At 57.5% G+C, this 16,645-nt stretch carries 11 protein-coding genes; 1 reads left to right on the forward strand and 10 read right to left on the reverse strand.

Features of this window, described 5'->3' with window-relative positions; genetic code table 11:
- Positions 1-3: 3 nt before the first annotated feature.
- The 7 genes from G583_RS14920 to G583_RS0107250 all read right to left on the reverse strand — a co-directional run bounded on the left by G583_RS14920 (position 4) and on the right by G583_RS0107250 (position 8,790).
- Positions 4-1,176, reverse strand: coding sequence for a Wadjet anti-phage system protein JetD domain-containing protein (locus G583_RS14920; protein ID WP_022870518.1), 1,173 nt, complete (start codon positions 1,174-1,176; stop codon positions 4-6).
- Positions 1,170-4,643: an ATP-binding protein gene (locus G583_RS0107225; RefSeq protein ID WP_022870519.1), complete on the reverse strand. Its 3,474-nt coding sequence runs from the start codon at positions 4,641-4,643 to the stop codon at positions 1,170-1,172. Before G583_RS0107225 ends, G583_RS14920 begins: the two co-directional genes overlap by 7 nt.
- A gap of 93 nt (positions 4,644-4,736) precedes the next feature.
- On the reverse strand, positions 4,737-5,321 hold the full coding sequence (locus G583_RS14925; protein ID WP_051129608.1) for a DUF4194 domain-containing protein: 585 nt from the start codon (positions 5,319-5,321) through the stop codon (positions 4,737-4,739).
- The gene (locus G583_RS0107235) at positions 5,318-6,763 is read right to left on the reverse strand and encodes a DUF3375 domain-containing protein (RefSeq protein WP_022870520.1); all 1,446 of its coding nucleotides are present in this window, start codon (positions 6,761-6,763) and stop codon (positions 5,318-5,320) included. The genes G583_RS14925 and G583_RS0107235 overlap by 4 nt, the downstream gene beginning before the upstream one ends.
- Positions 6,764-6,799: 36 nt before the next feature.
- Entirely contained in the window at positions 6,800-7,912 is a 1,113-nt protein-coding gene (locus G583_RS0107240; RefSeq protein ID WP_022870521.1) for an NAD(P)/FAD-dependent oxidoreductase, read from the reverse strand.
- A complete protein-coding gene (locus G583_RS0107245) occupies positions 7,905-8,231 on the reverse strand; it encodes a non-heme iron oxygenase ferredoxin subunit (protein ID WP_022870522.1) in 327 nt (108 codons plus the stop codon). Before G583_RS0107245 ends, G583_RS0107240 begins: the two co-directional genes overlap by 8 nt.
- Before the next feature lie 19 nt (positions 8,232-8,250).
- Positions 8,251-8,790, reverse strand: a complete 540-nt coding sequence (locus tag G583_RS0107250) for a DUF4916 domain-containing protein (RefSeq protein ID WP_022870523.1) — start codon at positions 8,788-8,790, stop codon at positions 8,251-8,253.
- A 30-nt stretch (positions 8,791-8,820) separates the two neighbouring features.
- On the opposite strand from G583_RS0107250, the gene G583_RS0107255 reads away from it, so the two are divergent.
- Complete coding sequence (locus G583_RS0107255; RefSeq protein ID WP_022870524.1) at positions 8,821-9,108, forward strand: hypothetical protein; 288 nt, start codon at positions 8,821-8,823, stop codon at positions 9,106-9,108.
- A 260-nt stretch (positions 9,109-9,368) separates the two neighbouring features.
- Here the strand turns inward: G583_RS0107255 and G583_RS0107260 are convergent, their stop codons facing one another.
- The 3 genes from G583_RS0107260 to G583_RS0107270 all read right to left on the reverse strand — a co-directional run bounded on the left by G583_RS0107260 (position 9,369) and on the right by G583_RS0107270 (position 16,643).
- Positions 9,369-11,078: an MFS transporter gene (locus G583_RS0107260; RefSeq protein ID WP_022870525.1), complete on the reverse strand. Its 1,710-nt coding sequence runs from the start codon at positions 11,076-11,078 to the stop codon at positions 9,369-9,371.
- A gap of 120 nt (positions 11,079-11,198) precedes the next feature.
- The gene (locus G583_RS0107265; RefSeq protein WP_022870526.1) at positions 11,199-12,197 is read right to left on the reverse strand and encodes a pseudouridine synthase; all 999 of its coding nucleotides are present in this window, start codon (positions 12,195-12,197) and stop codon (positions 11,199-11,201) included.
- Between the two features lie 9 nt (positions 12,198-12,206).
- On the reverse strand, positions 12,207-16,643 hold the full coding sequence (locus G583_RS0107270) for a DNA glycosylase AlkZ-like family protein (protein WP_022870527.1): 4,437 nt from the start codon (positions 16,641-16,643) through the stop codon (positions 12,207-12,209).
- Positions 16,644-16,645: the final 2 nt, after the last annotated feature.

Genomic DNA, 16,645 nt, shown 5'->3' on the forward strand with positions numbered 1-16,645 from the left:
GTTTCAGTCTAGTGGTTTAATCAGCAGCCCTTGGTCGTGCAGTACTTTTAGTACGTACGACCAATCGATGCGTTCTTGCTCGAGTCGTGTTCCTGGGTTGGCACGGAGATAATCGTAGGTTTCGGCTTCTTCGACGGTGAGCATATCGAGGTCACCGGTGAACCGTTTTGATTCATGAGCCCAGAGGTTTTGGAATCGTTGCAGTGTCGACAGGTCCATGAGTAAGGAAGTGGTTTCGATGCCCGACGCTCGCAAAGTGTGCAAAATCCGCAGACCGTGGGTGTCGACGTCACCCCAGTAATACACGTCTGCTGTGTTGAGCCAGGGGAGTTTTGCCAATTCGGGTACTGCGGTGCCGCGCCCAAAGATCGCAACGGTGTCGCGCATGGCGGGTAGGGCGAGGAGCGAGATTAAATTTTCGACGATGAGCACCCGTGATGGTGCCATATCGAACGCTGCAAGTTGGTCCAGTGGTGCAGAAATGTCCGAGAGTGGGCCGAGTTGCAGTGCCTGGTCCAGAACGCGAATCCGCCACAGGCTGGGTTTGGTTGCAAGCCCTAAATGTTCGCGACCTGTATTCGCAGCATGTAGTGCGGTCACGAGTCCACTCTTGGCGTCTAGCCATTTGGTATCGACGCCGCGAATAGGCAGTTGGCGGCTATAGAGGTTCGACTCCGGATGCTGGGCGAGCCATTCGACGACGCTCACGAGGCGTTGGAAGTCTATCTCGCTGAGCGCCAAGATCAGATCGACGTTGCGCGCTAGCACAGTGCCTACCTCGGAAGCTGAACGGTCGAAGGTCTCCAATAAACGAGTGAACCTTTGCAACAGCGTTGTCCACTGTTTGGCTTTGCCTATGACGTTGGCGAGTACTTCTGGGTCTGAGATTTCCAACCGCAGCGGTATGACTTGTCGTCCAAGTAACGACCACTGTCTGGATTCCCAGACCACGTGGTCGGCTGGCGTCTCGTGGGCACGCCACGAGTCGACCCAGGTGATCGCAGCCTGCTGCTCTTCCATGGCTTGCTTCTGCGTTGGTGGGTGGAGGGGAAAGCTGACAATCGCGGTCTCGGGTGTTGCATAGGCGAGGCTGTCTAGCGCCCAGCGGCCCACGTGGCGATGGTAGGTTTTCTTGAGCCTTTCAATCGCAGCAGCTGGTGTAACGCGCTTTACCATAGTCCCTCTGGTTCAGCTGGTTCAGGGCTCTTGACGGATTCGTCAATCTGGTCGACGCCGTTTTGCTTCGTGGTGCCGGATGTGGGAACATTGTCTGAATCGCCAGCATAAATTTCCATCGGCAGCTGGTCACGGTCGGACTCTTGCCCTGGTTCACCGGGTGCATCTGCGGTAACCAACGATACTCTGGATTTCCGAGAATCTTCGATGCTGATGACGGCGGTCCCGTCGATATAATCGTCCAGGGTTTCGAGCAGTTTGAGCGGCGTTGCGAGGACCATGTGGAAACCAAATTCCTGGAAAATATCCATTGCTAACCGAGTAAAACGACTGTCGGCCTTATCGAAGGCTTCATCCATCATGACCGTGGCGAAACCGGGTACATCAGCGTCAACTCCGGCCAACTGATACCGCAGCGCTGCAGCGAGGCAGAACGTCACCAGTTTCTGTTGCTGACCGCCCGATAGCCCATCGGACGAGTCGAAGGCATCGACTTCAGTGCCAGCACCATCAGTTTCTTTGGCGCGGAATCGCACATGATATCTGGTGTCCAGGACTTGCCGTCGCCAGGTGTGATCAGCCGGTTCGGACGAACCGATCTTCTGCATAATGGAATTCATGGTGTGAAAACGCGATTCTGCGGACGCCCGATCTTGTTCCGCCCATGAACCCGATGAAATTTCGTGCAGGTCGGATAAGAATTCTCGTGCCTTCTCATTCTGGTTATTCAACACCACAATATTCAGGTAGGTATTGGGATTGAACTCTGACCGTGACAGCGACGCATTGATCGGTGCGATGCGATCCTGGACGCGACCGAGATTGCCGCGAATTTCACTCGCGAGATTGGCAATGTTATTCCGAGACTGTGTCTGTAACAGCTCAAAAAATCTTTCTTCGAACCGAGAAGGCCCATCGGAAATGATCCGATCGAGTAAGTCTTTGTATCCAGCCCGATCATCGATGAACACCGACAGGTTGGCCGCAATGGCTTCCCACCGAGTGCGGAATTCTTGGGCTATACCCTGAAACTTGGATCCCGCGTCGGAAGCAATACGCTCTGCCTGATGCTGTTGTTTATGCAACTGATTCAAGACCTGACGGGAAACGCGGTCAAGTTTATCGTGTGCAATACGCCGTGTTTCTGACACCTCCAAAAACAGCGCATCGAGTTCGGCAGTCACGTCGTCTGCAACATCGGCTTTGTGAATTTGCTGATCTAATTCATCGAGTATCTCGGTGAGCCTCTGCAAGTGATTTTCAGATGCCATGCGAGCCTGCAGTTTTTCGTCATAGGTTTTCTCAGCAGCAGCTTTTCGCGAAGCTGCTTCGGTGACGCGGCGTTGAGCCTCGATGAGATCGGTATTGGACGACTGGAGTTCAACGAGCTTTGCTTGCAGCTCATCCCGCCGCATCTCGGTAGTCACCACATCAATAGCTTCCCACCGGATCGTTTCCAAATCCTCTAATAAATGCAAGCGTCGCTGCTCGTGGTTCTGACGTTGCACAATTTTGTCGAGACGTTGTTCCAACTGCCCATCTTCTGTGGTGAGCTGCTGCAGTTGATCAGAAAACCGGTCGTGCTTTTCGTTATTCGTAAAGCCCATGACCCAGTGCGTTGCGTCATTGATATTATGCCGGTCGTCTTTTTCGTAGCGATTCGCACCGCGTCGGACTTGGCCTGCGCGCGTGACGGCACGCTGGTAATTACCAAAGTCGCTGGCTTGCTCAACTGCCTGATAATCATAACGGTGTGTGAGCTCAGCATAAATCCACGGCTGCATGGCATGATCGGCGACGGTCACACGATTGACCACGGAATCCGGATAGTTCAATGCCCTGGGGCTTGGATCTGATGCCGGCACGACTTGAGAAACGACTCGAGTGCCGAGGTGCTGGCTATCGATGGCCGCTAACACCTTGTTGGCGTGTGCTTGTGGAATGAGCAATGTGGTGGCAAAAGGCCGGAGCACTCGTTCAATTGCCCCGGTCCAGTCCCGATATTCTTCACGAACTTCCATCAGCTCACCGGCAAATGGCAGGCTCATCTCGGGTAGTCCCGCGGCCGCTGCAATAATTTTGCGCGCCTGTTGCAGCCGAAGCGACATATTGGATGATGATTCTTGTAGCGAGCGCAGTTCGGCTTGGACGTTCTTACGTGCCTGTTCGTTCTGGCCTCGCTGTGTCCCAATGTCGAGCATCTGCCGTTGAAGTTCTTCGCGACGCTGGGTTGCGTTGGTAATATCATGGGCCGCTTGCGTCCGGAGTTCTTCAAAGTCACGTTGCGTATAGGGCAGTTCAATGCTGACCCGGAGCAGTCGTTGTTGTAAATCGTTGCGAGTTTGCTGTGTGGCGAGAACTAATTCCTGTTGTGCTGCGACACGAGATTCTAGTGTTTGTAGTGCCCCGCCACCGGCTTCTAAGAGTTGCTGAGTCGCCAAATTATGGTCGTCCATCGTGTCTGCCCGACGACGCTCAGCAATCTCAAACGCATCACGACGCTCGGTCACTTTCAGCCGAGCGTCTTCAATTTCCTTGGTCACGAGTGCATGTTTCGTTAAGGCGGTGTAGTCATCCAGCCCGGCCAGTAGGTATGCGGCATGTTCGCTGTCCGAGCGTGCCTTATCGTATGCCTCGGCGGGCTCGCGAAGTGCTTGCAGGACATCGCGTTGTTCACGAGCATCGACCACGGTGCTGTGCGCTTGCGACAGTTCTTGAAATTGTTCCCGAGCCGTCTCGGCCAACTGAAAGGTTTTGGGCTCATCCAACATGAACGAACGAAACAGCTCGTCCAGGTTGCCGAGAGATTTTGCGGACTGCGTCCGGTGCAGTAGCCGCAGTGCGTTTTCTCCGGAAATTTTGAGCATGCGCCGAAACCGGTTGGCAAATGTCGCATGGCGATCTGTAATGAGTTCGGCCTCGGGAATTTCGCGTTTGAGCTGGCGAACATTAATCCCAGAATCAATGAACTGCCCAAAGTCCGTGAGTTTTCGGTCGTCTCGCAGAATGATCGACTGTTCCTGGACGTCAGCGTTTTGCGTGGCTCCGCGACGCAGATAGTAGAGCTTGATCAACACGACCGGTTCCGGATCGATACCATTCGAGAAACTGAGCTTGACCCCGGAATACGTGGCTTGTTCACGAAGATATGTGCTGACTACTTCACCCGTTTCGACGTCGGTGGCTCGACGGTAGGCCCCGCGAACATAGGACACCAGACTGCGAGCGTGTGGCCCCCGGGAGACGCCCTCTTGTGCGGCAGCGTTGAAGCGAATCTGATTCCGCGGCACCAGCACCGAGGAGACGGCGTCCAAGAGCGAAGACTTTCCCGAGCCAGAAGGGCCGGTAATGAGAAATCCCTGGCGGGACAGCGGGATGTCCCAGTGGTTCTGGAACGTACCCCAGTTTAGGACTTCAATCTTGTCCATGCGCCATTGTCCAGGGTAGATGGTGGTTGGCGTTGTCATGACATATCCTCTTCCGCTGGCTGGTCACGCTCCTGCTCGAGGGGGAGCCTTTCGTGCAGCAGTCTGTCGTATTCACCACGAATGGCGGCTATCTCATCGGCACCAAAGATGACGGTCAACACCGGTGAAATCTCGAAGCGGCCTTTTGTCGTGGTCTCGTATAGAATGCCGAGTTCTTTGAACCGATTCCATGCTGCCCGCACGTGTTTTTTCAAATTGTGCTGGGTCCGTACCGCCGACACGATCAAAGACTGCGAGTTGCTCGATTGTTTCATCTTCATCAACGACGGCGCGACTCTGGTCCGCATCTTGCATCAATCGCTGGCGCAAATGCAACAGGAGAACGGTCTGAATATGTGTGAGGTTGGTAGCTCTGACAACCCGTGGGGCATCTGGTGCATCCACATTGCGGACGAAGGCGACCTCTTGTTCATGATCTACGACGAGCGTGAGGAACAATTCGGCCAAGCGTGAGCGGAGCATCGTTTCGTCAACGAGAATTCTGGACCATAGATTGCTGTGCCGTGCGGCAGAAATATAAGGGCCGCGAAGCAGCTGCAGCAGCGTCCGCCGTGAGGCTTCGTTCAGGGTCCCGGTGTCGTTGTCCCACAGCTGGTTGGCGTCGTCGGTGGTGTTATTTTGTGTGGTGAACGGGTCTGGCAGCGTATGATCGGTCACTGCGGAATCCTTTCCGTAAACAGAAACGTTTCAAGTTGGCCGGTGCGGTCGTTCCAAGCTACCTGTTCGGTATTGCCGACGAGCCACCGTCCGTGTTCCTGACCAAGTACGACGAGGCCGACAATCGAAGCGATGCCTTGTGTAGCAGGAAAGTGTTCGAGCACTTCGCCGATAGTGGCGGTGCCATGCTCAACGATCACCGCGTTGACGTTGACCTCGAGTTCCGACATATCGATGTCCATGGTGCGGGCAAGCTGTTGGATCGTCTCGAACGACACCGTCCCCGTCGTGTTTTCTTCGAGCACCGTTTCAACTCGGTAGTCTCCGGGATTTTTGAGTCGCAGAGATGAGATGGACGAAATCTGAGGCAGCCGTGAAAGCTGTAATTCGACATCGAACTGGTCGGTCGGACGCAATATTTCCGACACGCTCAGGGCATCTTTGAGTGCCGCCCGCAGTTCTCGGTTGAGCCGACGTTCTTCGGCCAGGCGTTGTGATTGTACAAACCGGCGTAGGCTTCGGCTAAACGAGGTCAGTACCTGGTGGACCTCGGTCGAGCGATCCTGCATGACCGGTAGCATGCGTCGCAGTGCCCGCATTTGTGACGGTGGGATCTGCTGGGCGAAGTTACGCTCGGTGATCGTCTGAATCGCATCTTCGAATTCGAGGCCGCGTTCAGGATCCAGCAGCAGTGCGTAGAACCCGTAGAAGGATCGTCCCGCGTCTGAATCCGCGAGCATATCAACTCCGCGGAAAATATTCTCGAGCACTTCGGACCGCGAGTCATCTGAATCAATGAGCTTTTCACGGAGGCCGTGATTGAGTCCTTCGACCTCTTGACGGACACGAGCAAAATCAGAAGGTACCTCGGTCACAAGGTTGAGGATCTCATCGATGCGTTCGGCGGCCTTCTCGCCGTCGAGCACATCGAGCTCGCCCTCCGAAAGCCGCTGAATCTTGTCTTCAATGCGAGCTTTTTCTGCTTCGAGGGTTGCCAGGCGGGAAGCGATGTCGGGGTCGGTTTCCATGACGAGCTGGGACATCAGATTCTGAATTGTGGCGAGACGTGATTCGGTCACGGTCCTGCGAGGGGTATGGAGTTCTTCGACGAATTGCATCGCGGCCAGTGCGCCGGGGGAGAGCTCGAAGGTTTCTTCTCGGGTATCGGTACTCGGCCGCCGGATCACAATTCCGGACCGCCGCCAATCAGATACATACTCCTGGGCGGTACGCGGAAGCTCAAATCCTGCGGAGCGAAGTTCTTCGAGATCTTCGGTGACCTGTTCGAAGAGTTCGGGTGCTGGAACTCTTCGGTGTTCACCGGCCAGCCGATGTTCAAGGATCGTCAGTACAATGTGCGCATTCTGGGATCGCAGGATTGCCCATGCTGCATGGGTTTCAGCAATTCTTTGATGAGCAAACGCGCGACGGACGAGACTCATATGTTCACTAGCATAATTGGCCAACGCTGCGTAGGGCTAGCGCTTCCGGGTCAGCTGTCGGATTGAAATATCAGTGTCCGCCAATTGTTCGGGGTCGACTGCAATACCACGGCTGATTATGCGGGTGGCCGCACGAATGATCATGCGCTCGTCGAGTGCGGCAGCACCAATCAACTGGTCGCCGTCGACAACAAAAATCGCGTTGTCCCCGCGGTGTACCAGGTGTTCGTGGGCCTGAGGGATCACCCGCCCAACGGCCTGGGCATCGTGGCCGAACTGATCCGACCACACCCACTGTGGCAGCGGCGCATCGGGTTCGGTGCCCATGATCGTGTGAACCACGCGTGCGGCAGAGGCGCGGCCGTGGTCCCAGTGGTCTTGGCGGGGCTGGTCGTGAATACGGCAGACATCGCCGATCGCATACACGCCCGCCAGATTGGTTCGGTAATGTTCGTCAACGACGACGCCGTCATCAATGGTCACCCCGGTGTTTTCAGCTACCTGCACCGCCGGTTCAACACCGACGGCGGCGATGACCAGATCGAAGCGGTCGAGCTCTTCATCCACGGTCAGACGACGCGGGACCACCTCAACCTGGTCGCTCATGGTCGCATAGAGTTGCTCGGCCAGCTCGCCAAAAATTTCGGTGGCCGGAACCTGCGGGGTATATACGGTGACCTGTGCGCCCAACTGTTTCGCCGAAGTGGCAAGTTCGGGCGCCAGCAATCCACCCCCAGCTATCGCTACCGAGACTCCCGGGCCAAGCACATCGCGTAGCGCATCGGCATCGGCAAGCGTCCGGAATGTGTAGACGGGCTCGGGCAGATCCAATGTTCTGGGTGTGGCACCGGTGGCAATCACAATGTGATCGGCTGCAAACCGTTGGTTGGCGGTCCACACGGCGCCGGATTCGAAACCTAGCGCGGTATCTTGCACCCAGGTTACGGCGTTGTCGGTGAACCAGGTGTCGGGCGCGAGGGCCAGGTCGACGTCGTCACCCACCAGATATTCGGTGGAAAGCGGCGGTCGGTCCAGTGCGGTCTCGTGCGGATCAATAATGGTCACCGAGCCGGTATAGCCGGCGTCGCGCAATCCTGCGGCAACAGAAAATCCGGCGACCGAACCGCCAAGAATAACCGTGTTAGGCATCGAATTTCGGAGTTAGCAGGACGCGACCGTCCACAACATCAACATCGTGGGTCGGGGCATCCACGGTTGCCGGCAGGTTCAGTACCTTGCCGTTCGCCAAGCAGAAGCTCGAGGCATGTTTGGGGCACTCAACGGTGCCGTCTTCAACCCAGCCCTCGGACAGCGAATAGTTGCCGTGGGTGCAGCGGTCGTTCAGCGCGTAGATACCCTCATCCGTGCGAAACACCGCGATCGGCTCGCCACCGGTCACATCGTGACCAACGTAGACGCCTTCCTCGATGGGAAATTCGTTTTCTGCGCCTATATCAATACTTGTCATATCAGCCTCCAAAATCAGCTTAGATTCCCCAGTTGGCCCAAGCCATCGCCTGTGTCACAAGTTGTGACCGGCCGCCTTCGAACTCGTCTTGCACGTCGGCGGAAAGGGCTTCATCCGGGGTCAGCCATGCTACCTGCAGGGCATCCTCGCGGGGCTCTGTGTCACCGCGGACCGGCACAACGTAGCACAGTGCTACCGCGTGCTGGCGTTCATCGGTGAGCCCTGATGTGGAACCATACGGGAAGTATTCGGCCACCGTAAAGGGTGTCAGCGTCATGGGTAACTGCGGCATCGCTAATGGGCCCAGATCTTTTTCCAGGTGCATCATCAGCGCATCGCGCACCGGCTGCATGTATTGCACGCGACCGGAGACGAATGAGTACCGGAACGTGCCGCTGGTATCTGCCCGGTATAACAGGCCAACCTCTACGACGCGACCGTGGGAATCGAGGCGGACAGGGAGAGCTTCAACATAGATCATCGGCAACCGCGCTCGGGCCGCGGCAAGTTCTGTTTCATGGAGCCACCCGGGATTCGGGTCAGGAGTTCGAACCGTCATGGGCCCCACTCTACAACTACAATTGCACCTATGCCTTCATACCGTGCGATCCTCTCCATCGGTGACGTCCATCCAGGTCATGGCCCCGAAGCGGTCATGGATGCTGCCGTCGCGGCCGTGTCGTCCATGGCGACCGTGGAGCAGACCGATATCCAAGTGTTGTCCAATGTTCCCCAAATAGTGGTGCGGTTTCATATTGGCGACGATGCAAATGCTCACGATGTCGCAGGGGTAATGCATGACGCCGTGGCCGAAGTCGCGACGACGGGCTCAGCGCGGTTGTTACTGAGACGTGGAGGGCGTTGGTTGCCAATTTAGTCTACAGCCTGGAGTTCGTGTGGCATCGCATACGTGACGCTGCACGGCTGATGCTTATCACCGTGTCCAGTGTTATACCTACCTGGTTTGTTGTGTTTGTGGAGAGCTTGGTTGAATGTTTGAGTTGTTGGGGTTGGGCTTATCGTGTCCTACCGGGTGTTTATGCTTGGTGTATGACGGATTCGAGACCATAACCCAACGCCTCGCTGCCTAACTAGCCGGTGGCCAGAATTATGTCGCAGAGTGCTGGTGACCGTTCGTTAGTCTTCCTCATCAGCGTAGACAAGATGCTCCATTGCCTGCTTTTCGGCCGTCGCAATTTGGTAGCGCCGGTTCTCAGTGGCCGCAATGATGACAAACAGGCCAAGCAGTGCCACACCGACCATGAGGAAGGATGAGTTCGAACCGAAGAGGCGACTACCAGCAATGGCGATCATGCCGAAGCCAAAACCAATAGCAATGGACATGCGGCCTCGGCCGGTCAGGGTCAACTGGGACAGAACTACTAACAACGCGACGATAGCGATGATTGCCCAGACAATTTCCGGAATCCAGAGAAAGTCCGAAATATTGTGTGAAGCAAGAGCCGTGAACACTGTGGTGGCAGAAAAAATCATCATCCAGCCGGTAAATAAACCGATCGGCATGTCCACCAGGAAGCGCTCTTGAACAGTTCGCTCCGTATATCGATTCAAGCTTCCTACAGCTCGCACCAGCAGTACTGCCGCGGCTATGGAGGCGATCGCCTCCAGACCCCAATCTTGGAAATGCGCTAACAGTTTGGCGCCAACCGACAAGAGCATTGCATTGGATACATACCAAGCGGTCGTCCTATTTCGGACAGCAGAGTATTGCGAGGGCGCCCACTGATAAGCGGTGTATAACAGCATGCCGGCCCAAAGAATCGGCCAGGCCGCAACATGCCAAAACGCCATCGACAACAACGACGTCGAACCTGAGTACAAGCCATCGTGGGCGTCAATTAACGATGACCACGGACCAATCCACCCGAGACTCACGAGTCCGACGACCACAAAAAGCGCCCAACTGATGGTCAGCGTAATACGGCGAAAGCCATCAAGCTGTTGCGGATCTGGATCATCCGTAATCGGTTTACGGAAGGGCAGCACGACCTCTGCCTCGTTCTCAACATTATCTTCGGTCTTGTCCACAGCAGGTGCGGGAGTTTGCGACTCAATGGAACGCGCTTTGTAAACGATGCGGTTCAACCGCTGCCATTCTGGCAAATTTTGCCGGGCGCGCTCAAAGAGCTCGTCATCCGACAAGTATTCATTGTCCTGCTGCAGCATCGGACGATTTTGTGGTGCAGGAACATCATCAGACTCTAACTCGCGAGCAGCCCGCAGTAATGCTTCGGTTTCGCGCTCTTGCTGACGGTGGCGCGCATCGATCGCATGCTGACGCTCCAGCTCGGCCATGCGTTCGGATTCGCGCTCCCGTTGCTCTTCTAATGCCAGACGTGCTTCTTCGACTTCAGCAGCCAAGTGCTTTGAGCGTTCTTCTGCCAGACGGGCCGCACGACGATCATCCTGCAACTTTTGCCAACGAGCCTGCAGTCGTTCCGGCGTATTGGCAATTGCTTGTTCGATATCTTCTTGAGAGGGCCCTTTGAATGAATCCAACCAAGCGTTGAACTTATCGCGCAGGGTCCACTTATCTTCTTTCGGGACCTTGGAAGTGTTCCGCCCCGTCGCAGGCACTTCGGTGAGCTCTTGAGCTTCGTCTTCCTCGGTCTCCGCAGCAGGGGTGACAGAGGATGATGAAGGCTGGTTGTCTTTCAGGCGTGCGAGCGCACTAGACCCGGTGGTCTCCTGCGTGGCGGCAGGTGTGGAGCCATTGGACTCACTTGATTCGACAGCTTCCTCGGGGCATTGGGTTTCTGTGCGGGGAGGCTGGTGCTGCTTGAGCCTTGACAAAGCGTTTGTCGACTCCGATGATTCCTCGGTCAAGTACACTCCTTTCACCGCATTAAGTTCCCTTTTAGACGAGTCTGCCTATTTTACTTCCGCATACGGCATTCCACGAACGGACACGCTCGAGGTTGCGGCGGGCATACACGACGTTCTAATTTACGGTGCGAACCTGAGCGACTGCTGGGATGTGAACAAACGTGGCTTCTGCGTCAGCGGGTCGGTGAAGACCAACTTGTCTGCCAATAACTGTAGCGGCTGAGCATAATCATCAGGGGCATGTTCTAGCAGGTCAGGGTAAAATCGATCATGCAAAATGGCGTGCCCCAGAGCTGCCAGGTGGATGCGCAACTGATGGGTCCGGCCGGTGCGCGGCTGCAGTGCAACGTGGGCGAGAGCGCCATCATCGGTGGCCCGATGCGACAAAAGTGTGATATCAGTTACCGCGTTCGGGCCCGTCGTTGGGGCATGACTGCGGCGACGCTTGCCGATCCGGGGGGCTTCGATGCGACCCGAATCTTTAACGGCGTAGCCCTCAACCGCAGCGGTGATAATGCCTTGTACTTTGATGATGCGATTACGAAAGGTCAGCGGAAAACGCTCAAGGTATAACTCGGTTGGGTTGGGGACATGCACGACGGCTTGATATTGACGGGTGACCTTGCGGTGTTCAAACAGCTGTTGATACGCGCCACGTGTTGCAGGGTTTGGCGAGAACAGCAAGACGCCTGCGGTCGCACGGTCGAGACGGTGTAACGGCACCAGGTCTGGAATGTTGAGTTGATTGCGGAGACGCACCAACGCAGTTTCTTGCAAAAATTGGCCACCCGGAGTGGTTGGTAGGAAGTGGGGTTTATCCGCGACGACCAAATCCTGGTCTTGATGCAAGACGTTGATATCAAATGGGATGGGCTGCTCATAGGGGACGGAGCGGTAGTACCAAATGAACTCGTGTGCGCTGGCGGGTGTGTGATGGTCAATCGGTGTACCATCTCCGGCCACGATCTCGCCGTCGTTGATGCGCTGGGCCACCGCATCGCGGCCCAGGTGCGGGAAGCGATGATGCAGATACTCGACGACGGTGGTTGCGACGTCGTCGGGTACGCGCAGTCGGGTGGGTCCGACGCCGTTGCGGACCGGAAGTGGGGGTGTGGCCATACTTCTAGTCTAGGCGCGGAAACGAATTGCGTTGGGCGTGGTGTAGAAGCCCGCTTCGACGAGGTGGGAGGCGAGTTCCGTTCTCGCTATCGGTTCACCATTGACGGTAGCGACGGCTAACTTGTCGGTGTGAGCACGACGCAAGATCTCGACGAGGGCCGTTGCTGCTGGACCGAGGTGCTGGGTGCCAAACTGCAGTAGCGTTTTGCCTCCGCGTTCCAAATACAGCACAAGCTCACCGTTGACCAACACCACATAGGCCCCGGCTTTTCTTCCGGGGCGGTGACCCTCGGTGGGCGGCCAATCCAGCGTGGCACCGTAGGGGTTGGCAGGATCGGTTGCGGCCAAACCAATGGCCTGTGGGTGTCGGGGCTGGTCGTCATAGGCTCGGAGGGCATCGATGGTTGCAGCGGTTGAGAACTGTGCGGCACCCAGCCCGTCGATGAAGTAGCCGCGGCGAATATGGCCGGCCTCTTCCATCTTGGATAGCAGCCGGTAGTAAGCGGAAAACCCGCCCGGTAGGGCCTCCGCGGTGACGGCGCCCCGGGTGATGACGCCGTAGCGGTCCAGCAGATATTCGGCCTGGGCGTGCAGTGCGGTCGTGTTTTCGTCGGTGCGTTCGGGTAACAGAGACCACCGGCCGACTGACGAGGGTGGATCGGGGTTGCGTGACGCCGGGGTTGTCGGGGCCAGACGGTTGAGTCGACGTAGGCGCGCTGCCCGCCGCGGGGAAGTACGCTGTGCCGGGGCTCGCCGGCTGGTTTTGGAGTAGGTGGCCCGCACCGCGGTGAAGGTGTCATTGGTAATCACCCCGGCCCAAAAGAGGTCCCATAGCGCTGCCAGAATGTCGTCACCGGAGTACTCAAGCTGGGCTAACAGTGCGGAGTAGAACCACCCGCCAGTGCCGGTCAGCGCTGTGACGATAGCTTCGTGGACGGCGAGTCGATCATCGGTGGGTCGAATCGGCAGGGTCAGGTCGACGGTGTCCACGTGGTGAAACGCTACTGTTTGATCCGCCGCTCCGACCATCACAAACTGTCCGGTTGCCAGCAGTTCATCGAGCATGGCCGGCTGGTAGTCGACCACGCGTGCGGGCAGGATTGCTGATTCCCACACTGCAGTGGGCGCTGCGAAACCGGTGAGTTGGTCCAGGATAATCGCCAGCCCATCGGCACCGCGTTCCTGCGGGCTCGGGACAATCTGGTGCTGCTGGAGCAGATAGCGCGCGTAGGCGTTATGTTCGACGGGTTCGACTTCGGCGCGCAATTGGGCCAGAGAGCGACGACGGATACGGGCGAGCACATCGACGTCGCACCATTCATCGGTGGCCACCGGTCCGTCGCCTGGTGGCGGCGTCGATAAGTAAGCCCCAAACGTTACTCGGTGCTGGGCGGCTAAGCGCTGGAGCACTTGATGGGCGATGACTTGGCCGATACCCAACCGTTCAGCGACCTGGGGTGCAGTAAACGGACCGTGCGTGCGAGCATAGCGGGCAATCAGATCACCTAGTGGATCATGCACCGAATCAGAAAAGGCTTGGGGTACACCGATGGGTAACGGGATGCCGAGGCCGTCGCGCAGCCTGGGGGCGTCTTCAATCGTCGCCCAATAGTGGTGGGTGCCCATGCGTACGTTGATGGCACGTTTAGCGGCGACGAGTTCCTCAACCCAGTGTTCTGCCGTCGTTGCGTTAACGGCTTCGTCGTCCAGATGTAGCCGCTCGGTGAGTTCTTGGGTGGTCAAAGGGCCCAGCAGACGCAAGAGATCCGCGGTGCCCTCAATCCCGGTGAGACGCCGGTTGCTGGAGGTGTGCTGCAGATCGGTCTGTACCTGTGCGATGACGTCGTCGTCGAGCAATTCGCGCAGCATGTCCTGGCCCAACAACTGCGAGAGCAAGCCCGGGTCCAAGGAGAGGGCAGCGGCACGGCGCTCGGCAAGTGGCGCATCTGTTTCGTACATGAACTGTGCGGTATAGCCGAAGAGCAGTGTTTGAGCGAAGGGGGAGGCCTGCGGGGTTTGGACCTCGACGACTCGAAGGATACGGGTGCGAATCTGGTCCAGGATTTCGGTGAGACCGTCGATGTCGTAAACATCCTGGAGCACTTCGCGGACGGTTTCCAAAATGATGGGAAAATGCGGGTACTTGGAGGCAACGGCGAGGAGTTGAGCCGAGCGTTGACGCTGTTGCCACAGGGGCGTGCGTTTGGCTGGATCGCGACGCGGGAGTAGCAGCGCTCGGGCGGCATTTTCGCGGAAGTGTGCGGCAAAGAGCGCCGAACTTCCCACGTGCTGACGCAGTTGGGCGCGTAGGTCCTCGGGTTCAAACCAGAAGATATCCGCAGTTGGAGGTTCGCCGTTGGTGGCCGGTACCCGCACGATGATCCCGTCGTCACCGGCCATCGCGTTGGCGTCGAAACCATAGGTGTCTTTGACGCGTTCGGAGATCGCCAGCGCCCAGGGTGCGTGAATGGCCTTGCCAAAGGGGGAGTGCAGAATGATCCGCCAGTCGCCGAGCTCGTCGCGGAATTTCTCGATCACCACGGTGGTGTCGGACGGCAGATGCCCGGTGGCTTCGCGCTGTTCGGTCAGGTAGTTCAAGAGATTATCGCGGGCATTGTCATCCAGCCCGGCGGCTTTCAACCTGGTCTCAATGTTGGGGTGGGCGAGCGCTTCGCGACGAAATGCTCCGGTAGCGCGACCGAGCTCCAGCGGGCGGCCAGGTTGGTCGCCGCGCCAGAAGGGCAGCCGTCCCGGGCGCCCGAAGGCCGGAGTGACCAGTACACGATCGTGGGTAATGTCTTCGATCTGCCAGGTAGTGGCTCCCAAAATAATGGTTTCGCCCACCCGCGATTCGTACACCATCTCCTCATCGAGTTCGCCCACGCGCTTGGCTGCATCGGTATCAGTAGCCAAATAGACGCCGAATAACCCACGGTCTGCAATCGTACCGCCCGAGGTGACCGCCAGACGTTGTGCTCCGGGCCGGGCGGTAATGGTCCCGGCTTCGCGATCCCACACGACCCGGGGTTTGAGCTGTGCGAATTCATCGGAAACGTACTTGCCGGCTAACATGTCCAGCACCGATGCGTAGACGTCCAGGGACAGGGTGGTAAACGGTGCGGCTCGGCGCACCACGTCGAGCCATGTCTGGTCGGTGAGTTCATCCATGGCGGCGGCCGCAATGGTGTGCTGTGCCAAAATATCCAGCGGATTGGCCGGAATCGACAGGGCCTCGATCTCACCGGACAGCATGCGTTCTGTCACGACTGCGGCGTCTACGACATCGGCGCGGTGCAGCGGGAAGAACCAGCCGATCGACACTTCGCCAACCTGGTGGCCTGCACGCCCCACCCGTTGGAGACCGGCAGCAACCGTGGGCGCTGATTGCAGGTGTATCACTGCATCCACGACACCCATGTCGATGCCCAGTTCCAATGACGATGTCGCAACCACGCACCGCAGTGTGCCCGATTTCAGGCCTTCTTCGACCTCGGCGCGAGCGGTTGCCGACATCGAGCCGTGGTGGGTGCGTGCAAATTCGAATTCCTCATCGTCCCAGAGTTCATTGAGAGATTCGGTGAGCCGTTCTGCGGAGCGTCGCGAATTCACAAATACGATCATTGATCGATACTGGGTGGCGATCTCCATAATGCGGGCTTCTACGTGCGGCCACATCGAGACGTTCTCTTCGGGGGAGGCACCAGCAGCGGGCTGGGTCATATCCGTCACCGGTACGGAGACGGTGATATCCCACCGCTTTTGCTCGGCCCCATCCACAACTTTGACGGGTTGGACGCCACCTAAAAATCGTGCGACCTCTTCGGGGGGACGAACCGTCGCCGATAGCCCAATGCGTTGTGCTGGCTGCTCTAACAGTGCGTCTAGGCGTTCCAACGAGAGCGCCAGGTGCGCACCGCGCTTGTTGCCGGCCAAGGCATGGACTTCGTCGACAATCACCGTTTCAACTCCGGTGAGTGTTTCCCGAGCCTTCGATGTAAGCATCAAATACAGCGATTCGGGTGTGGTGATTAAGATTTCCGGGGGATCGGTAATGAGGCGACGACGATCCCGCGGTGAGGTATCTCCGGAGCGTACCCCGGTGCGGATCTCGGGAACTTCGTGTCCCTGTGCCGCCGCCATCTGGGTGATACCCACCAGGGGTGCGGTGAGGTTGCGCTCCACATCAACGCCGAGTGCTTTCAACGGAGAAATGTACAGAACTTTAGTGCGGCGCTTGGTCTCGACCGGCTGGGTGATGAGCCGGTCAATCGCCGATAAAAAGGCCGCGAGTGTCTTGCCCGAACCGGTCGGCGCGATCACCAGAGCATGCTGGCCAGAAGCGATCGTATTCCATGCGCCCAACTGTGCTCGGGTCGGCGCATCAAAGGATCGCTCGAACCATGAGCGCGTGGCGTCAGAAAATGCGCTCGGCACCGAATCTGTCATAG

It is taken from the genome of Yaniella halotolerans DSM 15476, assembly GCF_000420805.1.
Lineage (GTDB): Bacteria > Actinomycetota > Actinomycetes > Actinomycetales > Micrococcaceae > Yaniella > Yaniella halotolerans.